Source organism: Cnuella takakiae (assembly GCF_001953305.1).
Taxonomy (GTDB): domain Bacteria; phylum Bacteroidota; class Bacteroidia; order Chitinophagales; family Chitinophagaceae; genus Flavisolibacter; species Flavisolibacter takakiae.
This window is the reverse complement of the sequence record NZ_MTFE01000010.1, coordinates 1,605,592-1,626,571: the sequence shown is the minus strand read 5'-3', so window position 1 is coordinate 1,626,571 and position 20,980 is coordinate 1,605,592. Positions and strand designations below refer to the sequence as shown.

Sequence of the window (20,980 nt, the reverse complement as noted above, 5' to 3'; positions counted from 1 at the left end):
AAATGATTTTCCCTGAAAACAACACCCAGTGCGGCAGGAATTTCCTGCCGTTATTTTTTACTGTCGTGCCAGCCTGTGCCCGGAAAGGTTTTCCACAGTATAGGTCAAGCTGTTTTCCGCAAGCATCAACACCAGACATGTATATCTTATTTTTATAACCTGTTTTAACCCTTCTAATTTGCACTACCAGAGGAAGCTTGAATATGGCGCGTATTTTTTCAATTGATTTTGATTTTCAACACCACCAGTACACGGCCTTGGTTACCGCATACAGCAACCAGGGAAAATATCCCCGTTATACCGTTGTACCAGGTGATGAGCATCTGAAGCAATTGCTCCCGGAAGGCAGGATCATATTTAACAGCATTGCCGACCTATGTCCTATTGCAGAAAAGGAGTCCCGCCTCCACGAACTGATTTTGTCCATAGCCTCGGCACTTCACCAGAAGCTGGAGCTTATTTCCGGCTAGCAAGGATCCTGACCGTTCCTGTAGGCAATTAACTTTTTCAGATTTTCAACACGCCTGAAGCTTGCTCCTTCCGGGGCTTTTGCCCTGGTAATTTTTCGGTTGTAAGCCAAAAAAACAATCATGCATACCCTTGTTCAACCATCTGTTGCTGGTATTTCCATAACACCCGGCGACATACAAGAACTCACCATTTTTCAAGAAGAAGGCCGCTGGTATATCGGTATAGCTAAATACCTGAAAAGTAAAAGCCATCAGGCTTTTACTGAAGTAGCCAGTATTACAGACGGGCTGATGCAATGGATTGCCCGCCGCCGGAAACGCTTTACCGTTTTCCTGCACACCCAACCTTTTGAGGGAGCCCGGATGCTCGAGTTGGTGGAAATGTGTACCGGTCCCGAAGGAGGCGCCTTTTACCGGGTATCGGCACAACGCAGCCCCAGCGAACACCGCATTTGGGTATGCGACACCAGCCTGCTGGTGTTTGGCGACCTGCCGCAACGGATCTTTTTTAAGCTGGGCAACAAGGAGTAGGAAATCTTTTGGATAAGGAACCCGGGATTTCGGCAGTTGGAAAAGGAAGCAGGCTTACCCAGCTGCACAACACCCGAAATCCCCCAACGCAAACCTGCAATTAAACGGGGAAATAACAACAAAAGCTGGTACCCTTTCCGGGTTGGCTTTTCACTTCTATAAAGCCGCGGTGGTTTTCCATCACCTTACGGCAAATGGCCAGGCCCATGCCGGTGCCGCCAAAAGCCTCCTTGTTGTGGAGCCGCTGGAAGATGCGGAACACCAGGTCGCTGTACTTGGGGTCGAAACCAATGCCGTTATCCGAAATAGAAACTTTCACAAAGTCGCCCGAACCGCCTTTTTCCTTAGGCACATTACTACCTACAAATTGCGCACTTATATGCACAGCAGGCTGGTTTCCGGGCTCCTGGAACTTCATGGCATTGCTCAGCAAATTTTTAAACAGGTAAAATACCTGGATTTTTATGGCCCGGATCACCGGCAGGTCACCGGCCAGGATTTTTGCCCCGCTTGCCTGGATCTCTGCTTCCAGTTCGCCTTTGACATTGTCCAACACCTCTGACAGGCACACCTCTTCAAAGTGGGCATCCTCGGCATGAATCCGCGAAAGCGATAACAGGTCGCCGATCAGGTAATCAAGCCTTTGTACCGAAGCGGACATCCGGTTCAGCAAATCCAGCCCTGTTTCCGAAAGCCTGTCGCCATCCCTTAACCGCAACATATCGGTAAAGGTGTGAATCTTGCGTATGGGTTCCTTCAAATCGTGGCTGGTAATAAAGGCATAAGAAGTGATCTCTTCATTTTTAGTTTCCAGCTCGCGGTTCTTCTGTTGCAGAGAAGCATTCAGCTGGCTGAGGGTTTCCTGTGCCGCATAGGTACTGCTTACATCCTGGAAAATGGTGAGCAGGTGGGTAGGCTGGCCTTCCTGGCTGTACCGGAACACCTTGGTGCGGTTGCGCAACCATAAGGTCTGGTTGCCCGACAAGCAGCGGAAATCAATCATTGCTACCGCATTTTTTTCCAAACTTATCAGCTGCCTTTTATACTGTCCCAGCCGCTCCCGGTCGTCGGGGTGAACATATTGTTCCAGTTCTTCCCATGCCCTCTGTTCCAGCGCATCGGGGTTAAGCCCGTTGGCGGCAAATAGATCCCGGTTTAAAAATTGCACTTTTTGCGCAGGCAGGTCCACCACCCCAATCATATCGGGCACCGCATCGGTGATGCTTTTCAGAAACTCCGCCTGCTGTTTCAGGTTTTGTGCGGCCAACTGCTTTTCGGTAATGTCCTGCACCAGGCCTATAAACCGGACGGCATTGCCCTGGCTGTCCGTTTCTACCTGTCCATGCGCTTCCAGGGTGCGCAGCTCACCATCTTTCCGGTAAATGCGGCGGGTATAATAATACGGCTGCCGGTCGCTGGCGGCCTTTTCAAGTATGGCCTTAATCGGGGCAATATCGTCGGGGTGCGAGCGGAAATCAATAAAATCAAGGGAAGGCTCGAAGGAATAAGGCACTTCGCCGAAAAGCCGGTACATGCCTTCAGAAAACTGGAAGGTCATGGTTGCCAGCTCTACTTCATAACTGCCGGATTGGGCTACCCTTTCGGCCGATCGCAACAGGTTTTCACTGGCTTCTATTTTTTGGCGTACTTCTACCTGCGGGGTAATATCCTGCAGGGTACCGTGCACCCGCACCACCTGCCCGCTTTCATCGGCCATGCTTTCAAAACGGTGCGCCACATAGATGACCTTACCATCTCCAGGCCGGGTAATGCGGTGGTCGATGTGGTAAAAACCGGGCTGTTCAAAAGACTGCATTTTAAGGGCCAGTACAGCTTGCTGGTCTTCGGGATGGAGCCAGTTGTCGGTTTCGGAGGCCAGTATCGTTCTTGACTGGGGCTCCATGCCCATGATGCAGTAGAGCTCGTCCGACCAGCTCACTTCATCCATGCCCCGGTTCCATTCAAAGCTACCGATATGACCAATAGCCTGGGCTTCACTCAACCGGCGGTGCTCTTCCTGCAGCATTTCCAGTGCGTACTGGCGCTCCAGCTGCAGCCGGCCTTCCCGGGTTAGGTCGTGCACCATCCACAACACTGCATTCACCGTTCCATCCTCATCCCGTACGGGTATGAGGTAGGTTTCAAAATAATGCTGCTGCCCCGGTGTAAAACTGGCAGGTATATGTACCGTTTCGCCTTTCAGCGCCCGCCTGAACTCCTGGTAGCTGGGGTCGTTGCGGAAAGCAGGGAAAACCTCCAGGATATTTTTACCCAGCACCCGTTCCTTGGTCAGGGCTTAATAAGCTTCCGCCCTGGGATTCCAGTACAGGTAGTTCATGTGCTTGTCCAGCACCACAATACGGTCAACACTTGCATCTACCAGGCTTTCTATAAAGCTGAGGCGTTCGCTCAATTGCTGCTGCAGGTCCAGCTCCCGTGCAATATCCTGCACCAGGTGCAGCACGCCGTGCACGGTACCGGACTCATCGAGGTGCGGGCTCAGCTGGAAGCTTTGCGGTCCAGGCAGGTACTGGAACCGGCCCTTTTGCACCTGTACCTCCCGGCCTTCGAGGGCGGCATTCAGCTGCGCCAGGAAGGTTTCGCTGCGCAATGCCGGCAGGCAGTCGAACAGGTTGGCGCCAATGGCCTTTTCTTTTTCAATACCGGTTTTGGCAACGGCGGCAGCATTCCAGCCGAGGATGGTATTTTCTGTGTTGGTATAAATGAGTATATCCTTGGAAACGTCTTCCAGCAAACGGTTGTACCGCTCCTGCATGCCCGATTGCCGCTCCTGGTCCTGCCGGTGGGTGAGGTCCTGCAGGATGCCTACCATGGCCACCCTGCCCTGCTCGGTAACAGAACTAAAGGAAAGCACCACCAGCCGCACCCCGGTGCGGGTGATGACGCGGAAAGAAAACGGTGCTACCAGCTGTTCGTTTAACAGCAGGTTGAAATTGTCGTTGAACACCTTCAGGTCGGCAGGGTGTACACTTTTACGCCATATAACCAGCAGGGGTTCTACCGACTTGGGCCGGTAGCCCAGCAGGCGGTATAAGCCATCGCTCCAGCGCATGCTGCCATCGGGGAAAAGCACCAGGGAAGCCAGCTCGCCCACCTCTTCCATTTGCAGCAGGGTATTGTTTTGAAGTATAACGGTATCGTTCAGTTCCTGGAGGGTTTGTTCCTGGGCCTTCCGGGCGGTAATATCGTTGGCAACGGCTACCATTACCAGTTCATTGTTTGCAAAAACGGATAGCTTGCCGCTTAGCTGCAGGTACCGAACCTTGCCGTCTGGGCGGATGATCCGGTACTCGGTTTCGGGTAGCTCATGGGTTTTGTTCAGGTTTTTCATCCTTTCAGCTACCAGTGCCTTGTCGTCGGGGTGCACCAGGTTCAGAAAGAAGGACTGTGTTGCCACGGTGCCTGTTTTAAGGCCATGGATGCGGAGGTAGGCGGCCGAAAAATTGGTTTTGCGGGTTACCAGGTTCATGATCCAGTACCCAAACTGGCTTTGTTTTTCTGCCTGCTGCAATACCTGCTGCTGTATCCTGAGTTGCAAATCGGATGCCTCCAGCTGGGCCTGCAGCTGCTGCGCTTCCTGGAGGCTGCGCAGCAAACCGCCCAGTACGGGCTGGCCCTGGTTGTTGAAGCCCCAATAGGTTATTTGCCGCACCCATACCCACTCGCCACCGGGACGGATGATGCGGTAGTCGAGGTGCAGGGGCAGCTCGCCGGAAAAGGCCTGTTCGAAAGCTTCCTGCACAACAACCTTATCCTCGGGGTGAATAAAAATATTAAAGGTGTGGGGGTGTGCATTCAGGCTTTGCGGCGGCACCCCATGCAAGCGGTACATATTGTCCGAGTACCAGGTTTCGCCGCTTACCTTATTGATGTACCAGGAACCGGCGTCAGCATGTCGTTCACTTGTATCGGCGAGGGAATTGCGCAACCGCAGGAAAGTGGTTTCTTTCTGTTGCGCCTGGTTGCGCAGGCGGGCTTCCCAGTTTTCTGCAGTTTCATACTGTTCGGCCATCCAGGGTTCGATTTCGGACAGCTGTACCTGGCTGCCCACTAGCTCCTTTATCTCGCCAAAAGTGGTGATCATCCGGAAGCTGAGCCTGCCGATGGTCATTTCGGGGAGCAGCGAAAGAGCGGCCTTCAGTTTCTCCAGGTCCTCGGGATGTATGATGCCCTTGGTACCTTCAAAATTTTGGGAAAAAGCCATCACATCGGAGCAATAAACCGCAGCACTATGGAGGTCCCAGCTCCAGGCACCCTGTAATAAGGCCAGCTTAGCGTTGATGGACAGCAGCACCTGCCTGGGTGCATGCTCAGGGTTAATGGCTGTTGCTTCTTTCAATTGCTCTTTCAAGACGGTCCTCCATGGTTGGTTTCAATACAGGCGATACATAGGGTCAGTATGGGTTAAAGGGCTGAAAGGCAAAGCGCAACGAATAAGTAATTAAATACAAGCCCAAATTACCGGTATCGATCAAACAGGAAGAATTGAACTTTTCCACAGCCCTTTTAACCTGATCCGGCAAACCCATTAAAAAAGCGGTGGATAAATAAATAGGATATCCATCGCAGGTAATAGTATTGGTACTAACGGGTACGGCAGCCAATCTACAACAAGCTTTTGCCAAACTCCTAACCAATACAATGCCGGGAAATAGCAGCTTGGCATAACAGTTAACCCCAACTGCTTCTTTTTTTTGTTGCCGGGGTCATGCAGGCACATGCCTACCTTTGAAGTTCCAGACTTTTTTGGACGATTCTTTGCCTATACTATTGAATCAGAATGACAAACAACAATATTCAACAAGATAAACCGCTGCTGGTTGCCGGCATTGGCGGCTCGGCCGGTGCTTTTGAAGCCGTGCGGGAACTGGTGAGCCATCTTACCTCCCAAAACGGTATCGCTTATGTGTACCTGCAGCACCAGCCAGCCGATTTTGACAGCCAGATGGTGCCCCTGCTGGCAAAAAAAACCAAAGTGCCGGTGCTGGTTGCCGAAGAAGGAATGGAGGTACAGCCAGATGTCTTTTACATAGTGCCGCCGGGAAAAGAACTGACCCTGAAAGAAGGACTTTTCCGGCTTGCCAAGCGGGCATCGGAAGGGTACGACCATATGCCCATCAACAGGCTGTTCAGCTCCGTGGCCGACGCCTACAAGGAGCTGGCCATCGGCGTGGTGCTTTCGGGTGCCGACGGCGATGGCGCCCAGGGTCTGAAAGCCATTAAAGCTGCTGGCGGCCTTTCGTTTGCCCAGGATGCGTCGGCGCAATTCCAAAGCATGCCCCAAACGGCTATTGCCATCGATGCGGTGGACCTGGTATTGTCGCCAAAAGAAATTGCCGAAGAACTCAACAGCCTCGGCAGGCAAAAGGACTTTTATTTCAGTGCCCTGCAGGACCCCAGCGGCGAGCTGCTGAGCAACAAGGATAAGGACCTGATCATTATCCTGCAAATGGTGCAGAAAGCTACCAGCGTGGACTTTGGGCAGTACAAGATGAGTACCATCAAGCGGCGCATCATCCGCAGGATACTGCTGCACAAACTGAATACCCTGCAGGATTACGTGCAGTACATGCGCGCACACCCGGCCGAAACGCAGCAGCTGTTCAACGACCTGCTAATCAATGTCACGCATTTTTTCCGCGATAAGGAAACAACAGAATACCTCAAAAACAAACTGTTCCCCGAAATCATTGCCGCCAAGCAACACAATGAGCCCATCCGCATTTGGGTGCCTGCCTGCTCCAGCGGACAGGAAGTGTATTCCATTGCCATCATACTGATAGAGGTGCTGGGCGAACACCATGGCACCCATCCCATCCAGATATTTGCCTCCGACCTCAGCGAAACGGCCATCCATAAGGCACGCTTGGGCATGTACAGCACCGACGAAATCACGGGCATCAGCCCCAAAAGGCTGCAACGCTTTTTTACCAAGGTGGATGGCCAGTTCCGGATTAACAAATCCATCCGCGACCTCTGCGTATTTGCCACCCAGAATATCACCCTCGACCCGCCCTTCTCGCGCCTCGACCTGGTGAGCTGCTGCAATTTTTTGATTTATATCGACAACAACCTGCAGCAAAAAATCATGTCCACTTTCCACTATGCCCTCAACAACAACGGGTACCTGGTATTGGGCAAGTCGGAAACGGTGGGTAGCTCGGCCTACCTGTTCTCGCAGGTAGATAAGAAGGTAAAAGTGTTTGCCAAGAAAAAAGATACACCGGCAAAGGCCCTGTTCCCAATGAGCTACCTCCTGCCCGTTGGCCACCGGGTGCAAGCCATTACAAAGCAAAAAACGGTAGCCGCCAGCCGCAACGACGACCAGGACCTGGAAAAAGCGGTGGACACCCTGCTGCTGAAAAAGTTTACCCCGGCTTCGGTTGTTATCAACCACGATATGGACATCGTGCAGTTCAGGGGCTCTACAGGTATCTTCCTGGAGCCTACACCCGGCAAAGCCAGCCTCAACCTGCTGAAGATGGCCCGGCCGGGGCTGGCATTTGAGCTGCGCAATACGGTGCACAAGGCCATCAAGAGCGGGGAAGCCGTTAAAAAAAGCGACCTGGAACTTACCTACAACGACAAGGTAATGCGCATCAACGTGGAGGTGGTACCCATTAAGTCGGAGCTGGAGGAATCCTACTTCCTGGTGGCTTTTTCAGAGTCCGGCCTGCCGCCCGAAGTAGAACTGTCGGCGCTCAAAGACCACCGGGTAAAGCAACTGGAAACCGAGTTGTCGGCACTGCGCGAAGACATGCGCAGCATCGTGGAAGAGCAGGAAGCTTCGGTGGAAGAGCTCCAGTCGGCAAACGAGGAAATTGTTTCGGCAAACGAAGAGCTGCAAAGCATCAACGAAGAGCTGGAAACATCGAAGGAGGAAGTTGAGTCGAGCAACGAGGAGCTGATCACCATCAACCAGGAGCTGCAGTTGCGCAACGAGCAGCTGACCGAATCGCAGGATTATGCACAGGCGGTTTTTTCCACCATCCGTGAAGCCCTGCTCATCCTCGACCGCAACTTGCGGGTAAAGCTGGCCAACTTCCAGTTTTATAGAATGTTCCAGCTGCGCGAAGAACATACCGAAGGGCGCATGCTGTACGAGCTCAACAGCCGGCAGTGGGATATACCCGAATTGCGCCAACTGCTGGAAGAAAAACTGCCGGGTAATGCCTATATACACGGGTTGGAGATCACCCACAATTTTGCCGGCATCGGCGAAAAAACCCTGGTCATCAATGCCCGCCGCATTGTGCAGCGTATTCATAGCGACCAGCTGACCCTGCTGGCACTGGAAGATATTACGGAGCACCGCAGGGCACAGCAAATCATTGCCGACCGGGAGTTGTGGTTCCGCAACCTGGCTGATAATGCACCCGTGATGATCTGGGTGACGGATAAGGATAAAAAGGCCACCTTCTTCAACAAGGCATGGCTCGAGTTTAGAAGCGATACCATGGAAGAGGCCCTGGTAAAAGGATGGATGGACGATGTACACCCCGAAGACCGGCCCCGGCTTAAAAAGCTTTTTGATGATTGTTTCCAGGAAAAGCTGCCTTTCGAACTGAAGTACCGGGTGCTGTACCACGATACCGAATACAAATTGCTGCATAACAAGGCCAAACCCAACTTCAGCCCCGAAGGCCAGTTCCTGGGTTATATTGGCAGTTGCGTGGTGATACAGGAGATCAATGCAGCATAACATATATGCCCCTGGTGCAGGGCTGCTGCTCAACGACAAAAACCCCTGCTAAAAAGCAGGGGACGATTGCTTATACATGAGAAAAAGGAACAGTATCAGGCGCGGTGTTCCAGGTGCTGGTTCAACACCTGGGCAGTGCATTGAAAAAGATTGTGCGCCAGCTCGCTGGGCAGGTGGCAGGGTTGCTTTAACCCGTCCTTAAGACTAATAACCAGCTGGTCGCCGGAAAGAATATGCCTCAGGTCTTTTTCGATATAGCGAACCGTGCAATATAAGTCAGGGCCATGCTCTTTTACGCTTACCAGGGCTGTGTAATGCTTGTTTTCAAATGGGATATCTATGCTGAATAATCTTGCCATCACGTTCCATTTAAAAGCAATTTAACCAGCACAACCAATTAGACATAATTATAATATACACAACACCAACGCTACCCCGTTTTCCCGAAGGCTTCAAACCGTTGTGGGTAAGTAGGCAGCGTTCCTAAACACGAAGGAATTATCCTTGTACTGTTTTTCATAGGATATTGGATTCAAATGGGGCCGGATGTCTATCCGGCCCCTCCTGTTTCACCCGGATCCATCTCCGGGTCATCGTACAGGTTTTCGGGGGCGGCCGTGGCGGCAAACAGGAGCTCGCGCACCCTGCTGATATGCACTTCCAGCTCCCCGGCCCTTTCCCTCTTGAAGTTGGCACTCCTTGCCCACCCTTTCCGCTCTTCTTCTGCAGCCATTTTCAGCAGCAGGCTGCGGCGTTCTTCCAGTATCCGCAAGATCACCCAGAAGGTAGATTCCAGTTCCTCGCGCTTTCCTTCCAGCATGGAGAATTCCGAAAACATATGTCCTGTATGGCAGCGGTAGCGGGTTACCTCACCTTCCTGGATCTCCCAGGTGGCGCCCCCACATTCGGGGCAGGAGTAAGGTGCAGGCTTTCCGCCCAGGTCGAACGCCAGTTCAATGCCAAGGGCTACTCTTTCAGCAATCTGCGCCTCTTTGGCCAGCCTTACCGGCACCTTGGCGGGTTCGTTTACCCCGTTGCGGGCTTTTTCCTGTATGATAAAAGCAATGCGCTGGAGGGTTGTACAATAATCTACCGGCACATTGCGCAGTACCGAAAGGGGCATGTCGGGGTATTCGGCTTCGGCGGGGTCCTGCACAATACAGGTGCCGCCGCATTCTTTGATAAACTGCATGCCTGCTGTACCGTCTTCCAGCATACCGGTAAGGATGATGCCGATGGTGCGGCTGTTGTAGGCTACCGCAGCGGAGCGAAACAGCACATCGATGGCGGGCCGCCACCGGTTTTCTACCGGCCCCTGTCCCAGCATGATTTTCCCCTGCCTGATGAGCAGGTGCCTGTCGGGCACTGCCAGGTAAAAATGCCGGGACCGGATGGGCTCGCCGTTTTCGGCCAGCTTACAGGTAAAAACCGAATTGTGCTGCAACCGCTGTATCACCACATCACCATGGGAGGTGCTGGGTGTGTGCATGACCACCAAGATAGCGGCATCCATTTCTTCGGTTACCTGGGCCATCAACTCCAATATCGATTGAAGGCCGCCTGCCGAAGCACCAATTACAATGACGTATTTGGGCCCTTCACTTTGTTGAACTTCCATGCCCCATTGGAAGCAATAGGTATGCCCCTTCGCAGGAACAACCTTGCTGGTGCAGGTTTAAGAGCAAGGCACGATCACCTTGGAGTACCCCACCGCATCAAAACTGGAATTTACCGATGCAATAAGCCCTTGCGCCTATTCTAACAAATGACAGTAAGGGTTCTGGTTGATTTTTGTGCAAACATTGAAACCACCCGGGGCAATGCGGCCAGCGTTTACTACCGGCAGCACCCGGAGCTGATGGCCATCGCCGATACCAGAGTTTCAATTAACAAGCATGCAAACCATGGATAATCTTACGAGCAAACACACCATTTTTTGGGCCGACGACGACCAGGATGACCTGCTTTTATTCCGGGAAGTAGTGGAAGCCCATGCGCCCCACCACGAAGTGGTAGAATTCACCCAAGGCAAAGAACTCATCGATGCACTCCAGCAGGCGGGCGATCATGACCAGCCCTGCCTCATTGTATTGGACATGAATATGCCTGTTTTTGGTGGCAAGGACACATTGTCCTTCCTAAAAGCCAACGCGCAGTTCCGCAATATACCGGTGGTGATGTTTACCACTTCCAGCAGTGCTTTGGACAAAAAATTCTGCGATAGCCTGGAAACTGAAATGATTACAAAACCAATAGCTTACGACCAGATGAAAAATACTATTGGCAGGATTATAGATTTATGTGGACCACAGGTGCAGGCAAAACAAGCTGCCTGACCCGGAATTTTATTTTTGATAAAATTTAGTTTAAAAACAATGTACATTCCGGTGCGGGCAGCGGGGCTGCCAGGGCTGGAAAGCAATTTGCATATACCAGTTTATGAACACTATGATCAGTGACCCTATAAATATCCAATATCCATCCATGAAAACCGTTACCCTGCGCTTCCCTTCGCTTGAAAACCTGGGCCGCTTTATCCAGCAGCAGGAAGGGGGCTATTATACCAATACCCGTATGCTTACGGTAAAAGGCTGCTTTGCGCCCAATAGCATTGATGCCGCCTGCAACCAGCTGGGTGCCGAAGTAATTGAGCACAAAAACTAAACAGCTAAAAGGTTGCTTTTACCGGCTTTGTGTATTGCCCTTCCCCATTGAAGGGCATTTTTATGCCCGTCCTGCACCGGTACAGCCATTTCTGCATGGGTAAGAGCCAGCAAAAGCATGCTTATTTGAGATAAGCAGGAAAAAGAAACCCCCACTGAAAACAGTGGGGGGAACAACTAAAAACAGAAGCCCTTAGGGCTTTTCAGAACAGAGGTCAGGTGATTACGGGTTCCAGATTTGGGATTTCGGAATTGGTGGCCCGCAGTTCATTTACCACCTACCAACTTTTCCGAAATCCGAAATCTTACCTCCCAAATCTCCTAGTCTGGTTTCTTTCCATCCAGAAAACTATTGATGGTGCTGATGTGGGTATTGCCCGTTCCATCAGCCTTTACGGAATAATTGCTGTAAAAGTTCTCAACGGTGGACGTGTTGGACGACAGGTCCATATTACGGCGGATATAAGCCGGTACGTTTTCGAACTCGTTGTTGGGATCGGCTGCGTTAACGTTGAACGACAGGTTGCGCAGCTTTTGCAGGCGCTCGGCGGCACGGCGGCGTTGCTCTTCGGCATCGTCCATTACGGCATTGCCTTGAACGGGGGGCTGGGCAGGCGGTGCCTGGGGTGCTGTGGCCGGGCCATCGGTACGGATCACCAGCTGCATGTGGAAGTCCTCGTCGCTTTGGTTAAACGCCTGGGGCTGCTCATCGGCCGGGCGGAAGGAAGCGTTCATATCGCGCTTCTGCTGGTCGGCGTAGATGTTTGAAGGCCTGGCAAGGTAGCCACCCGATGTAGGGCTGTTGGGATTAATGGGCTGGCTGCTGGGCGGCGGTGGCGGTGTTTGCGGGTTTTGCTGCTGCGCCACGATGGTGCGGTGCAGGGCGGCAAACTTTTCGTCCAGGGCACGCTTGCGGGCTTCCCATTCGGCCTGCTCCGGATCGGTAGCGGGCTGCTGGGGCTGCTGGAATTGCGGCTGTACCGGCTGTTGATATTGTGGCTGTGCGGGCTGTTGGAACTGTGGCTGTACCGGCTGCTGTACTGGCTGTTGCACAGGCTGCTGTTGTACAGGCTGCACAGGCTCCTCCTTGATCTTTAGCTGCATGTACATGGACTGCTCGGGCTCAACTGCCGACGTGTCTTCAAACAACAGGCGCGGCGCAGGTGCAGATGGCTGCTGGGGCTGCGGCTTGGGCGCTTGTGCCATGGGCATTTCTACCAGGGTAGGCGCATAAGGATCAATGGGTGCTGCAGGCTCGGGAGCAGGCTTCTTGGCTTCCACGTCTTCACCCCCCAGCGTCATTACGATCTTTTCGGGTTTGGCAGGATCAGCTGCTGCTGCAGGCTGTGCGGCGGCATTGGCCGGTACAAAGGGATCGTGAAACTCAAAACCTGTAGCAATAAGGGTGATACCCAGCTTATCGCCCAAAGTATTGTCGTAACCCAGTCCCAGGATCACATCACTGTTTTCACCAGCCTGGCTGAGCAGGTAGTTCTGTATGATGTCCACTTCGTCCATGGTAAATTCATCATCACCCTCGGCAGAGTTGATGTTGATGAGGATCCACTTGGCACCGCGGATATCGTTATCGTTGAGCAGGGGCGAGTTGAGGGCTTCCTCGATGGCACGCTGTGCACGGTTTTCACCGCTGCAGGCAGCATTACCCAGGATGGCCACACCACCATTGCGCATAACGGTGCACACATCTGCGAAATCGACGTTGATCTGTCCGGTACTGTTGATCACATCGGTGATACATTTGGCAGCGGTAGCCAGCACATTGTCGGCCTTAGCAAATGCCTCGCGCATTTTGAGGTTGCCGTACTGGTGGCGCAGCTTGTCGTTGGAGATCACCAGCAGGGTGTCTACATACTGCTTCAGGTTGTTGATGCCCTCATCGGCCTGCAGCTGGCGCTTGCGGCCTTCGTAGGCAAAAGGCGTGGTAACGATACCCACGGTAAGGATACCGAGGTCTTTACACACTTTGGCTACGATGGGCGCACCACCTGTACCGGTGCCACCACCCATACCGGCGGTAACAAAGGCCATCTTGGTGTTTACTTCCAGCATGGCACGGAGCTCTTCCAGGCTCTCTTCGGTAGCCTGGCGGCCGATTTCGGGATTGGCGCCGGCGCCAAGGCCCTGGGTGAGGTGTGGCCCCAGCTGTACCTTGTTGGGTACATTGCTCTGGGCAATAGCCTGCGCATCGGTATTGGCGATGATAAAGTTCACGCCCTCGATGTTCTGGCTATACATGTGGTTAACGGCATTGCTTCCGCCCCCACCAATACCGATCACTTTGATGATCGATGATTTTTCTTTTGGCAGATCAAAATGGATCATGATTGGGATAAGTTGTCAGCACCAGGGTGCTGTTGTTTGCAAAAATTCGTTTCCGATGGCGGCTTTTCAGTTCACAGTTGGCAGTTAAAAGTTCAAAACCAGTTTGCGAAGGTGGTTGACGCGAACTTAGTTGTTCGTTAAAAGGTAGAAGCTTCTGTTTGAAAACTTTGAACTTTTAACTTGGAAGTTATCACTACACTGCTAAGGCCTCTCTCTGCCGGTATTGGTTCAACGTACAGCGGTTCGGTGCTTACCCTGAACTTTTAACTACCGGCTGCTGACTTACAAAGCCCGGTCTTCCTCTTCTTTAAAAATTTCGATGAGGTTGGTTTTGAACTTGCTCCACAAACTGGATACAACCCGTTCGCGCCTGGTTTCCCGTACTTCTTCTTCCTCTTCTTCTACATCAGGGCCTACTTCCATGGGTTGGCGGAGTTCCACCGGAACTTCAACCCGCTTGTAATCTTTTGCAAACTGCTTGCGGTTGTGCTCGTAGTCGTCGTAGCCTTTCAGGATCAGGCCCAGACAGGTAGCATAAGTGGGCTTGGCCAGCTCTTCGATGTGACCGGCTGCCAGGTGCTCGGTGGGGAGACCAATGCGGCAGTTCAAACCGGTTACATATTCGGTAAGCTGTACCAGGTGCTTCAGCTGCGAGCCACCACCCGTAAGGATGATACCGCCGTTGAGCATCTTGTTGTCCAGCCCGATCTGCTTCAGGTGGTAGGTAACGAAATCGAGGATCTCGCTCATACGTGCCTGGATAATATTGGCCAGGTTCTTCACGCTGATCTCTTTGGCAGGCATGCCGCGGAGGCCAGGGATGGTGATATAGGCGTTGGCTTTGGCCTCGTTGGCGAGGGCCGAACCAAACTGCACTTTCATCTGCTCGGCCTGGGCTTTCAGTACGCCCAGCCCGGTTTTAATGTCGTTGGTAATATTTTCGCCGGCAAAAGGAATAACGGCGGTGTGCTTGAGGATGCCCTCGTAGAACACGGCCAGATCGGTGGTACCGCCACCAATGTCCACGATGGCCACGCCTGCTTCCAGGTCTTCGTTGGCCATAACGGCAGCCGAAGATGCCAGGGGCTGCAGCACCAGGTCCTTGGTAATGAGTTTGGAACGCTCCACCGCACGGTTGATGTTGCGGATGGCGTTTTTGTCGCCGGTGATGATGTGAAAATTGGCGCCCACCTTAACCCCGCTGTAACCAATGGGGTTGGGGATGTTCTGGAAATTATCCACCGTAAATTCCTGCGGGATCACATCGATGATCTGGTCGCCGGCGGGGATATAGGTTTTGTACTGATCGTCGATCAGCTGGGTGATTTCGCGCTGCGAAATTTCGTTTTCCGTGTCGTGCCGCACGATGTCGCCACGGGTTTGCAGGCTCTTGATGTGGTGGCCGGCAATACCTACGTACACTTCGTTTACTTCGAGGTTAGGGTTGGAGGCATAGCAGTTGTCCAGCGCCGTACGAATAGCCTTGATGGTTTCGTCGATGTTGAGCACCTGCCCGTGTTTCACACCATTGGAGTTGGCCCGTCCAAAGCCAAGAATCTCCAGTTTGCCAAACTCGTTCTTCCTACCGGCAATCACAGCGATCTTGGTAGTACCGATGTCGAGTCCGACAATGATGGGTTGCTCGTTGTTCATTGTTCGTTGTTTTTAGTTGTTTTTGTTACCAGTTTTGATTCCGGTTTTTCAAGGGTCTGGATTGATCCGCAGGCTGCAGGTAAGCTTGTTCAGGTCTTACCGCTATTTCCATCGGATCTATTGTTCTGCTGTTTTCTACTTTTTCAAAGGGTTGGATGCATTGCCCAAACTTGCAACCCGGGCTTAGGGAACTTTTTTTCTCAGGTTTTGGGTTTCATTACCGCCTTAGGCTTCTGTTCTTTTGCCGGTTCTTTCTTTGCAGTGCTCTTCTTAGGTTCCTCTTTGCGGGCCGGCGCTTGCTTTACCGGCTCCTTCTTTACAGTTTTTGGAGCTTCCTCCTTCGTCGTAGCCTTAACCTCAACTTTTTCTGCTGCAGGCTTCGGCTCTTCTGGCGCTTTGCCCGATGTGGGTGCTACCAGGTCGGCTGCCGTCGAAGGCACCTTTTGCACTTTGTCGGTTGCCGGTGCGTTTTTATCCGCTACCTGCTCCGCTGCCTCGTGTGCCTTCATGATCTGGTCGGCACGCAGCAGTTCGGCAATATTGCGTTTCAAAGCAGCCGAGTCCACACCCGATTTGGCGCCTTTGTGCTCCGCTACCACCTGCCCGGCAAACTGCACGTCGATGGCGCTGTATTTATCAAAGCCTACCTTGCTCAGCACCTGCTTGTAAAAAAGCATCAGGCGGTCCAGCTTGCTTTCCAAGCTGTCGGTATTGCCGATGCGGATGACGTGGTTGCCCACGGTGGGCAGCAATTCAAAACCACCAACCGGTGTGATGTCCACCTGTGCCAGCTGTGCGCTCCAGAACGGGTGGCCGTTTATGAACTGCACCAGTTGCCGTGTTTGCGCCATGGCGGCACTGTCCTTAGCCAGCGGCCTTGTAGCCGAAGGGTAATTGGTGACCACCGGCAGGCGGGCCGTGATGTGCCGCAGCAGGGGCAGCTTGGCACCGGAACTGTCGATGTAGAAAGAAGTTCCGTTGGCCGCAAACACCCTTGCAATGGGCTGGCGTTCCGTTACCGTTACGTGCAGCACATTGGTGCGGTCGAAATACAACTCGGCATCCTGTATCCAGCTCTGGCCTTCCAGCCTGCGCTCCAGCCGGGCGAGGTCAATATCATCCAGGCTCATACCCTTGAGGGTAGGCTCGCCGTTGGCACTCAGCAAAAAGGCGATATCGCTTTTGCTGATATAATACTGCTCGCCGGTGCCCTTTACCATAATCTGCACATCGGCACAGTGCTGCACCTGTTGCTTGCCATTGGCAGCTACCAGCAGGGTCACCACACCTCCGGCAACGATGCTCCAGATGGTGCCCAGGATGATGCGTTTTATGGTGCGGTTTGAAGCCATATTATGAATGGTGAATGGTGAATCGTCAATGGTTGTTTTATTCACCATTCACGATTGCCCATTCACGGTTAAGCTTTTTCCAATACTTGTTTAATCGGCTGTACCAGCGTGTCGATGTCGCCGGCACCTGCCGTTATGATTACTTCGCCAAATTCTTTGTTGATGGTTCGCGCGTATTGCGCCATCCAGTTCACTACTTCACTTTTCTCCACAATGCGCTTGTTGTCGCGGCTGATGTATTGCAGGAGCATTTCGCTGTTCACGCCATCGATCGGCAGCTCGCGTGCCGGGTAGATGGGCAGCAGCACCACTTCATCGGCAAGGGAAAGGCTTTCGCCAAAACCCTCGGCAAAGTCGCGGGTGCGGGTGAACAGGTGGGGCTGAAACAGCACCGTGATCTTGCGTCCTTTAAACAAAGCTCGAGCACTTTTCAACAAGGCCCTTAACTCTTCGGGGTGATGGGCATAATCATCGATGAACACGGGCTGCACAAAGGCGCCAGCTTCCTGCACTTCGGGAGCCAGTTGGTATTCGAAGCGGCGTTTCACCCCTTTGAAATCCCTGATGGCTGCCCTGATCTTATCGGCTTCAATGCCCAGGTGTGCTGCAATGGCAATGGCAGCCATGGCATTCTCCACGTTGTGCATACCGCCAACACGGAGTTCCACATCAGGAATGGTACCGCCGGGCAGCACCGCGTCGAATTGGTAACCTCCGAGGTGCATCTGCACATTGGCGGCATAAGCCTGCGCATAGTCGTAGGAATGGCTGTAGCTGATTTTAGCAACGCCTTTTACCTCGCTCATGCGGCCAAGGCCGTATTTGTGGAGCAGCAATCCATCTTCTTTCACCTGTTGTGCAAAGAGCACAAAAGTGTCCTGCAGGCTTTTCTCATCGCCATAGATGTCGAGGTGATCGGCATCCATTGCCGACACAACAGCAATATTGGGTGAAAGCTTGAGGAAGCTGCGGTCGTACTCGTCGGCCTCCACTACGCATACATCGTTTTCACTGCTCCAGAAATTGGTGCCGTAGTTGGTGGAGATACCACCCAAAAATGCATTGCAGCCAAAGCCCGTATGGCGGAGCACATGACCCACCATCGTAGAAATGGTAGTCTTGCCATGCGTGCCGGCCACGCAGATATTGAAGGAACCATTGGTGAGGGCACCCAGCACATCGCTGCGCTTGGTTACCACAAAACCATTGTTCAAAAAATGATTGAGTTCAGTGTGATCCTTGGGGATGGCGGGTGTAAACACCACCAGGTCGGGGTGCTGTGGCGCCAGCGACAGATCATCGGTATAGTGGATGGCAATACCACTGGCTTCCAGCTCGCGGGTAAGCACGGTGGGCGTCTTGTCGTAGCCGCTCACCTTGGCCCCACGTGCATGGAAATAGCGGGCAAGGGCACTCATGCCGATGCCGCCGATGCCGATGAAGTAGACTTCACCGCCCGCCTTGGCCTTGTCAACCGCTAGTTGGATATGTTCCTGTATCGCCATGCTAACCCTTTAGTCTTCCTTTTAGGTTTGGATTAGGAGCCCCTCCCCGGTGGGGAGGGGGTTGGAAGGCCCCTGTTTATTTAGCTACTCCTACTTCTTTCAAAATAGAAGCAGCAATTATCTCATCGGCGTTCTGCACGCCTTCTTTCTTTATGTTTTGCGACAGCTGCACCTGCTGCTGCTCGTCCTTTGCCAGGCTTATTGCCAGCGGCACCACTTTATCAATTGCCTCGCCATCCTTCACCATCAGTGCAGCGCCCTTTTGCACCAGGTACTGCGCATTGGCGGTTTGGTGATCTTCGGCGGCGAAAGGATAAGGCACAAATACCGTTGGCTTACCCAGCATCGACAGCTCTGCTACCGACATGGCACCGGCTCTTGAAATCACCACATCGGCGGCGGCATAAGCCTGCTCCATTTGCGTGATGAATTCGTTGACCCAAACACTCGCTTTGCCTTCGGCTCTTTCTTTACCGCGGGCACCATAAGGCTTGCCCGTTTGCCAGATCAGTTGCAGCCCTTCGGCAAGCAAAGTATCGAGGTGCTTATCTACCGCCTCGTTGATGGCTTTGGCGCCAAGGCTTCCACCAACAACCAGGATGGTCTTTTTATTTGCATCGAATCCAAAGAACTTCAGCGCATCGGCTTTTGCAATACTTGCATTGGCGATGCTGGTACGTACCGGGTTGCCGGTGACCATGATCTTTTCGGCAGGGAAAAATTGTTCCATGCCACCGGTACCGGTGTACACTTTGGTTGCACCTTTTGCCAGCAACATATTGGATTTGCCGGCAAAAGAATTGGCCTCATGAATGAAGGTGGGAATGCCTTTGGCCTGCGCAAAACGCAGTACCGGAAAGGTAGAATAACCACCCACGCCTACTACCAAGTGGGGCGCAAATTTGCGTATAATTACGCGTACCTGCCAAAAGCTTTTTAGCAATTTTACCGGCAGCAAAATATTCTTCCACAAAGCGCTCCTGTTGAAGCCTGCAATATCCAATCCTTCGATGCGGTAACCGGCCTGCGGCACCTTCTCCATCTCCATCTTTCCCTTCGCACCAACAAACAAAATCTCCGTGTTGGGATATTGTTTTTGGAGGGCATTGGCAATGGCAATGGCAGGAAAAATATGACCACCTGTGCCACCACCGGCAATGATGACGCGCAAAGCCTCCCCCCGGCCCTCCCCGGTGGGGAGGGAGGAAGTAGCACTCCTTGTATTGGTATTTACTTGCGTCATCAATTATTTATTTAGAAAGGCAGTGAATCTTCAGATAAGGGTTCCAGCTTTTTACCGGAGTTGGTTTTACCCTTCAAACCATTAAGTGCTTCTACTGCTACTGCCTCCTGTTCTGCATCTACTGCATCTTCACCCGCTTCCACTGCTTTTGCTGCTTTTAAAGCGGCCCGCTCTTCGGCCAGTGCGGCCTTACCTTCCAGTTGCTCCACGTTGCGGGCAACACTCAGGATAATGCCGATGGACAAACAGGTAAACAGGAATGAACTACCCCCCATACTTACCAGCGGCAGGGTTACACCCGTTACCGGGAAGAGGTTTACGTTCACCGCCATGTTGGCCATAGCCTGCAGCACCAGCGTAAACGAAAGTCCCAGTGCCAGGAAGGCTCCAAATGCATAAGGGCATCGCTTGAACAGGCGTATGCTGCGGTACAGAAATACCATGTACACGAATATGATGAAGGCACCACCCAGGAGACCATACTCCTCGATGATGATGGCATAGATAAAGTCGTTGTAGGCCTGCGGCAAAAAATTGCGCTGCTCGCTGTTGCCGGGCCCCTTGCCGAGGAAGCCGCCTTTGGCAATAGCGATTTTGGCCTGGTTTACCTGGTACAGGTTATCATCGGCAGCTTCCTTGTCGCCGTACATAAAGTTCTCTACGCGGCTCACCCAGGTACTTACCCGGCGGGTAAGCGCACTACGCTCTTCTTTTTTAGCAACCACTTCCTCTTCTACATCGCTGGCAGTCTTGTGGCTGATAACCGCAGCCATTACCAGGGCAATAATGGGAACCAGCGCTGCGCCCATTACCATCAGCAGGTGCTTTGTTGCCACACGGCCAATGAAGAGCAACACCATGCAACTGGAACCAAGCAACAATGCGGTTGACAGGTTGGCGGGCGCAATCAACAAACAGGTAGCCGCCACAGGCAGCATCACCGGTATAAAACCTTTTTTAAAATCCTTGATGTTTTTCTGCTTCTTACTGAGCAAACGGGCCAGGTACATAAACAGTCCCAGCTTGGCCAGGTCAGAAGTCTGCATGGTCAAGTTGATGATCGGCAGCTTGATCCAGCGGCTACCCTCGTTGAGTGTCACCCCGAAGAAAAGGGTATACAATAACAAGGGAATAGACAACAGGAAGATCACCTTGGCGATCTTGGAATAGATGGTATAGTTTACCCGGTGGGCGAAATAGATCACCAGGAAACCAATAATGATGAAGGCAAACTGCTTGAACAGGTACACTTCGGTATTGCCCTTGTACATCTTGTACGCAAGCGAACCCGTAGCACTGTACACTACCAGCAACGATACCAATCCCAGCAACAGCACCAAGCCCCAGATGGTCTTGTCACCATGTGGCCTATGCTTCAATCCCTTCAGCGATGTGGGTATGTTCAACAATTCGTCCATAGCGGTGGCTTATCTTTTGAACCACGGAGTCACAGAGGAACACGGAGTTACACAGTTAATCTGTGTTCCAATGTGTCGC

General features: G+C 52.6%; 15 protein-coding genes. 5 read left to right on the top strand and 10 right to left on the bottom strand.

Translation table 11 applies throughout. The features are described from left to right. Window positions 1–203: 203 nt before the first annotated feature. Together BUE76_RS07325 and BUE76_RS07320 are read left to right on the top strand one after the other, a co-directional pair. A complete protein-coding gene (locus tag BUE76_RS07325) occupies window positions 204–470 on the top strand; it encodes a hypothetical protein (RefSeq protein ID WP_073040391.1) in 267 nt (88 codons plus the stop codon). A 120-nt stretch (window positions 471–590) separates the two neighbouring features. Then, window positions 591–1,001 (top strand): DUF6717 family protein, encoded by a 411-nt coding sequence (locus BUE76_RS07320; RefSeq protein ID WP_073040393.1) that lies wholly within the window; start codon window positions 591–593, stop codon window positions 999–1,001. A 100-nt stretch (window positions 1,002–1,101) separates the two neighbouring features. Here the strand turns inward: BUE76_RS07320 and BUE76_RS07315 are convergent, their stop codons facing one another. After that, window positions 1,102–3,279 carry a PAS domain-containing protein gene (locus BUE76_RS07315; RefSeq protein ID WP_073040395.1) on the bottom strand — a complete coding sequence of 726 codons (2,178 nt, stop codon included), beginning with the start codon at window positions 3,277–3,279 and terminating at the stop codon, window positions 1,102–1,104. Between the two features lie 18 nt (window positions 3,280–3,297). Then, window positions 3,298–5,373, bottom strand: coding sequence for a PAS domain-containing protein (locus BUE76_RS07310; RefSeq protein ID WP_073040398.1), 2,076 nt, complete (start codon window positions 5,371–5,373; stop codon window positions 3,298–3,300). Between the two features lie 429 nt (window positions 5,374–5,802). Here BUE76_RS07310 and BUE76_RS07300 point away from each other — a divergent pair, with 429 nt between their 5' ends. Continuing rightward, window positions 5,803–8,724 carry a CheR family methyltransferase gene (locus BUE76_RS07300; RefSeq protein ID WP_073040401.1) on the top strand — a complete coding sequence of 974 codons (2,922 nt, stop codon included), beginning with the start codon at window positions 5,803–5,805 and terminating at the stop codon, window positions 8,722–8,724. A 95-nt stretch (window positions 8,725–8,819) separates the two neighbouring features. Here the strand turns inward: BUE76_RS07300 and BUE76_RS07295 are convergent, their stop codons facing one another. Beyond that, window positions 8,820–9,083: a hypothetical protein gene (locus BUE76_RS07295; RefSeq protein WP_073040403.1), complete on the bottom strand. Its 264-nt coding sequence runs from the start codon at window positions 9,081–9,083 to the stop codon at window positions 8,820–8,822. A 191-nt stretch (window positions 9,084–9,274) separates the two neighbouring features. Then, window positions 9,275–10,342, bottom strand: coding sequence for a chemotaxis protein CheB (locus BUE76_RS07290; RefSeq protein WP_073040404.1), 1,068 nt, complete (start codon window positions 10,340–10,342; stop codon window positions 9,275–9,277). Window positions 10,343–10,628: 286 nt separating this feature from the next. On the opposite strand from BUE76_RS07290, the gene BUE76_RS07285 reads away from it, so the two are divergent. Further along, window positions 10,629–11,060: a response regulator gene (locus BUE76_RS07285; RefSeq protein WP_073040406.1), complete on the top strand. Its 432-nt coding sequence runs from the start codon at window positions 10,629–10,631 to the stop codon at window positions 11,058–11,060. A gap of 148 nt (window positions 11,061–11,208) precedes the next feature. Next, a complete protein-coding gene (locus tag BUE76_RS07280) occupies window positions 11,209–11,388 on the top strand; it encodes a hypothetical protein (RefSeq protein ID WP_073040408.1) in 180 nt (59 codons plus the stop codon). Window positions 11,389–11,708: 320 nt separating this feature from the next. On the opposite strand, the gene ftsZ is transcribed toward BUE76_RS07280, so the two are convergent. From ftsZ to BUE76_RS07250, 6 genes are all read right to left on the bottom strand, one after another. Beyond that, window positions 11,709–13,730 carry a cell division protein FtsZ gene (ftsZ, locus tag BUE76_RS25280; protein ID WP_073040410.1) on the bottom strand — a complete coding sequence of 674 codons (2,022 nt, stop codon included), beginning with the start codon at window positions 13,728–13,730 and terminating at the stop codon, window positions 11,709–11,711. Between the two features lie 282 nt (window positions 13,731–14,012). Then, on the bottom strand, window positions 14,013–15,383 hold the full coding sequence (gene ftsA, locus BUE76_RS07270) for a cell division protein FtsA (protein ID WP_073040412.1): 1,371 nt from the start codon (window positions 15,381–15,383) through the stop codon (window positions 14,013–14,015). A 200-nt stretch (window positions 15,384–15,583) separates the two neighbouring features. After that, on the bottom strand, window positions 15,584–16,735 hold the full coding sequence (locus BUE76_RS25085) for a cell division protein FtsQ/DivIB (protein ID WP_143157210.1): 1,152 nt from the start codon (window positions 16,733–16,735) through the stop codon (window positions 15,584–15,586). Between the two features lie 68 nt (window positions 16,736–16,803). Further along, complete coding sequence (gene murC, locus BUE76_RS07260; protein WP_073040417.1) at window positions 16,804–18,240, bottom strand: UDP-N-acetylmuramate--L-alanine ligase; 1,437 nt, start codon at window positions 18,238–18,240, stop codon at window positions 16,804–16,806. A gap of 76 nt (window positions 18,241–18,316) precedes the next feature. Beyond that, entirely contained in the window at window positions 18,317–19,483 is a 1,167-nt protein-coding gene (gene murG, locus BUE76_RS07255) for an undecaprenyldiphospho-muramoylpentapeptide beta-N-acetylglucosaminyltransferase (RefSeq protein WP_083596364.1), read from the bottom strand. An 11-nt stretch (window positions 19,484–19,494) separates the two neighbouring features. Further along, entirely contained in the window at window positions 19,495–20,901 is a 1,407-nt protein-coding gene (locus tag BUE76_RS07250; RefSeq protein WP_143157211.1) for an FtsW/RodA/SpoVE family cell cycle protein, read from the bottom strand. Between the last annotated feature and the right edge of the window lie 79 nt (window positions 20,902–20,980).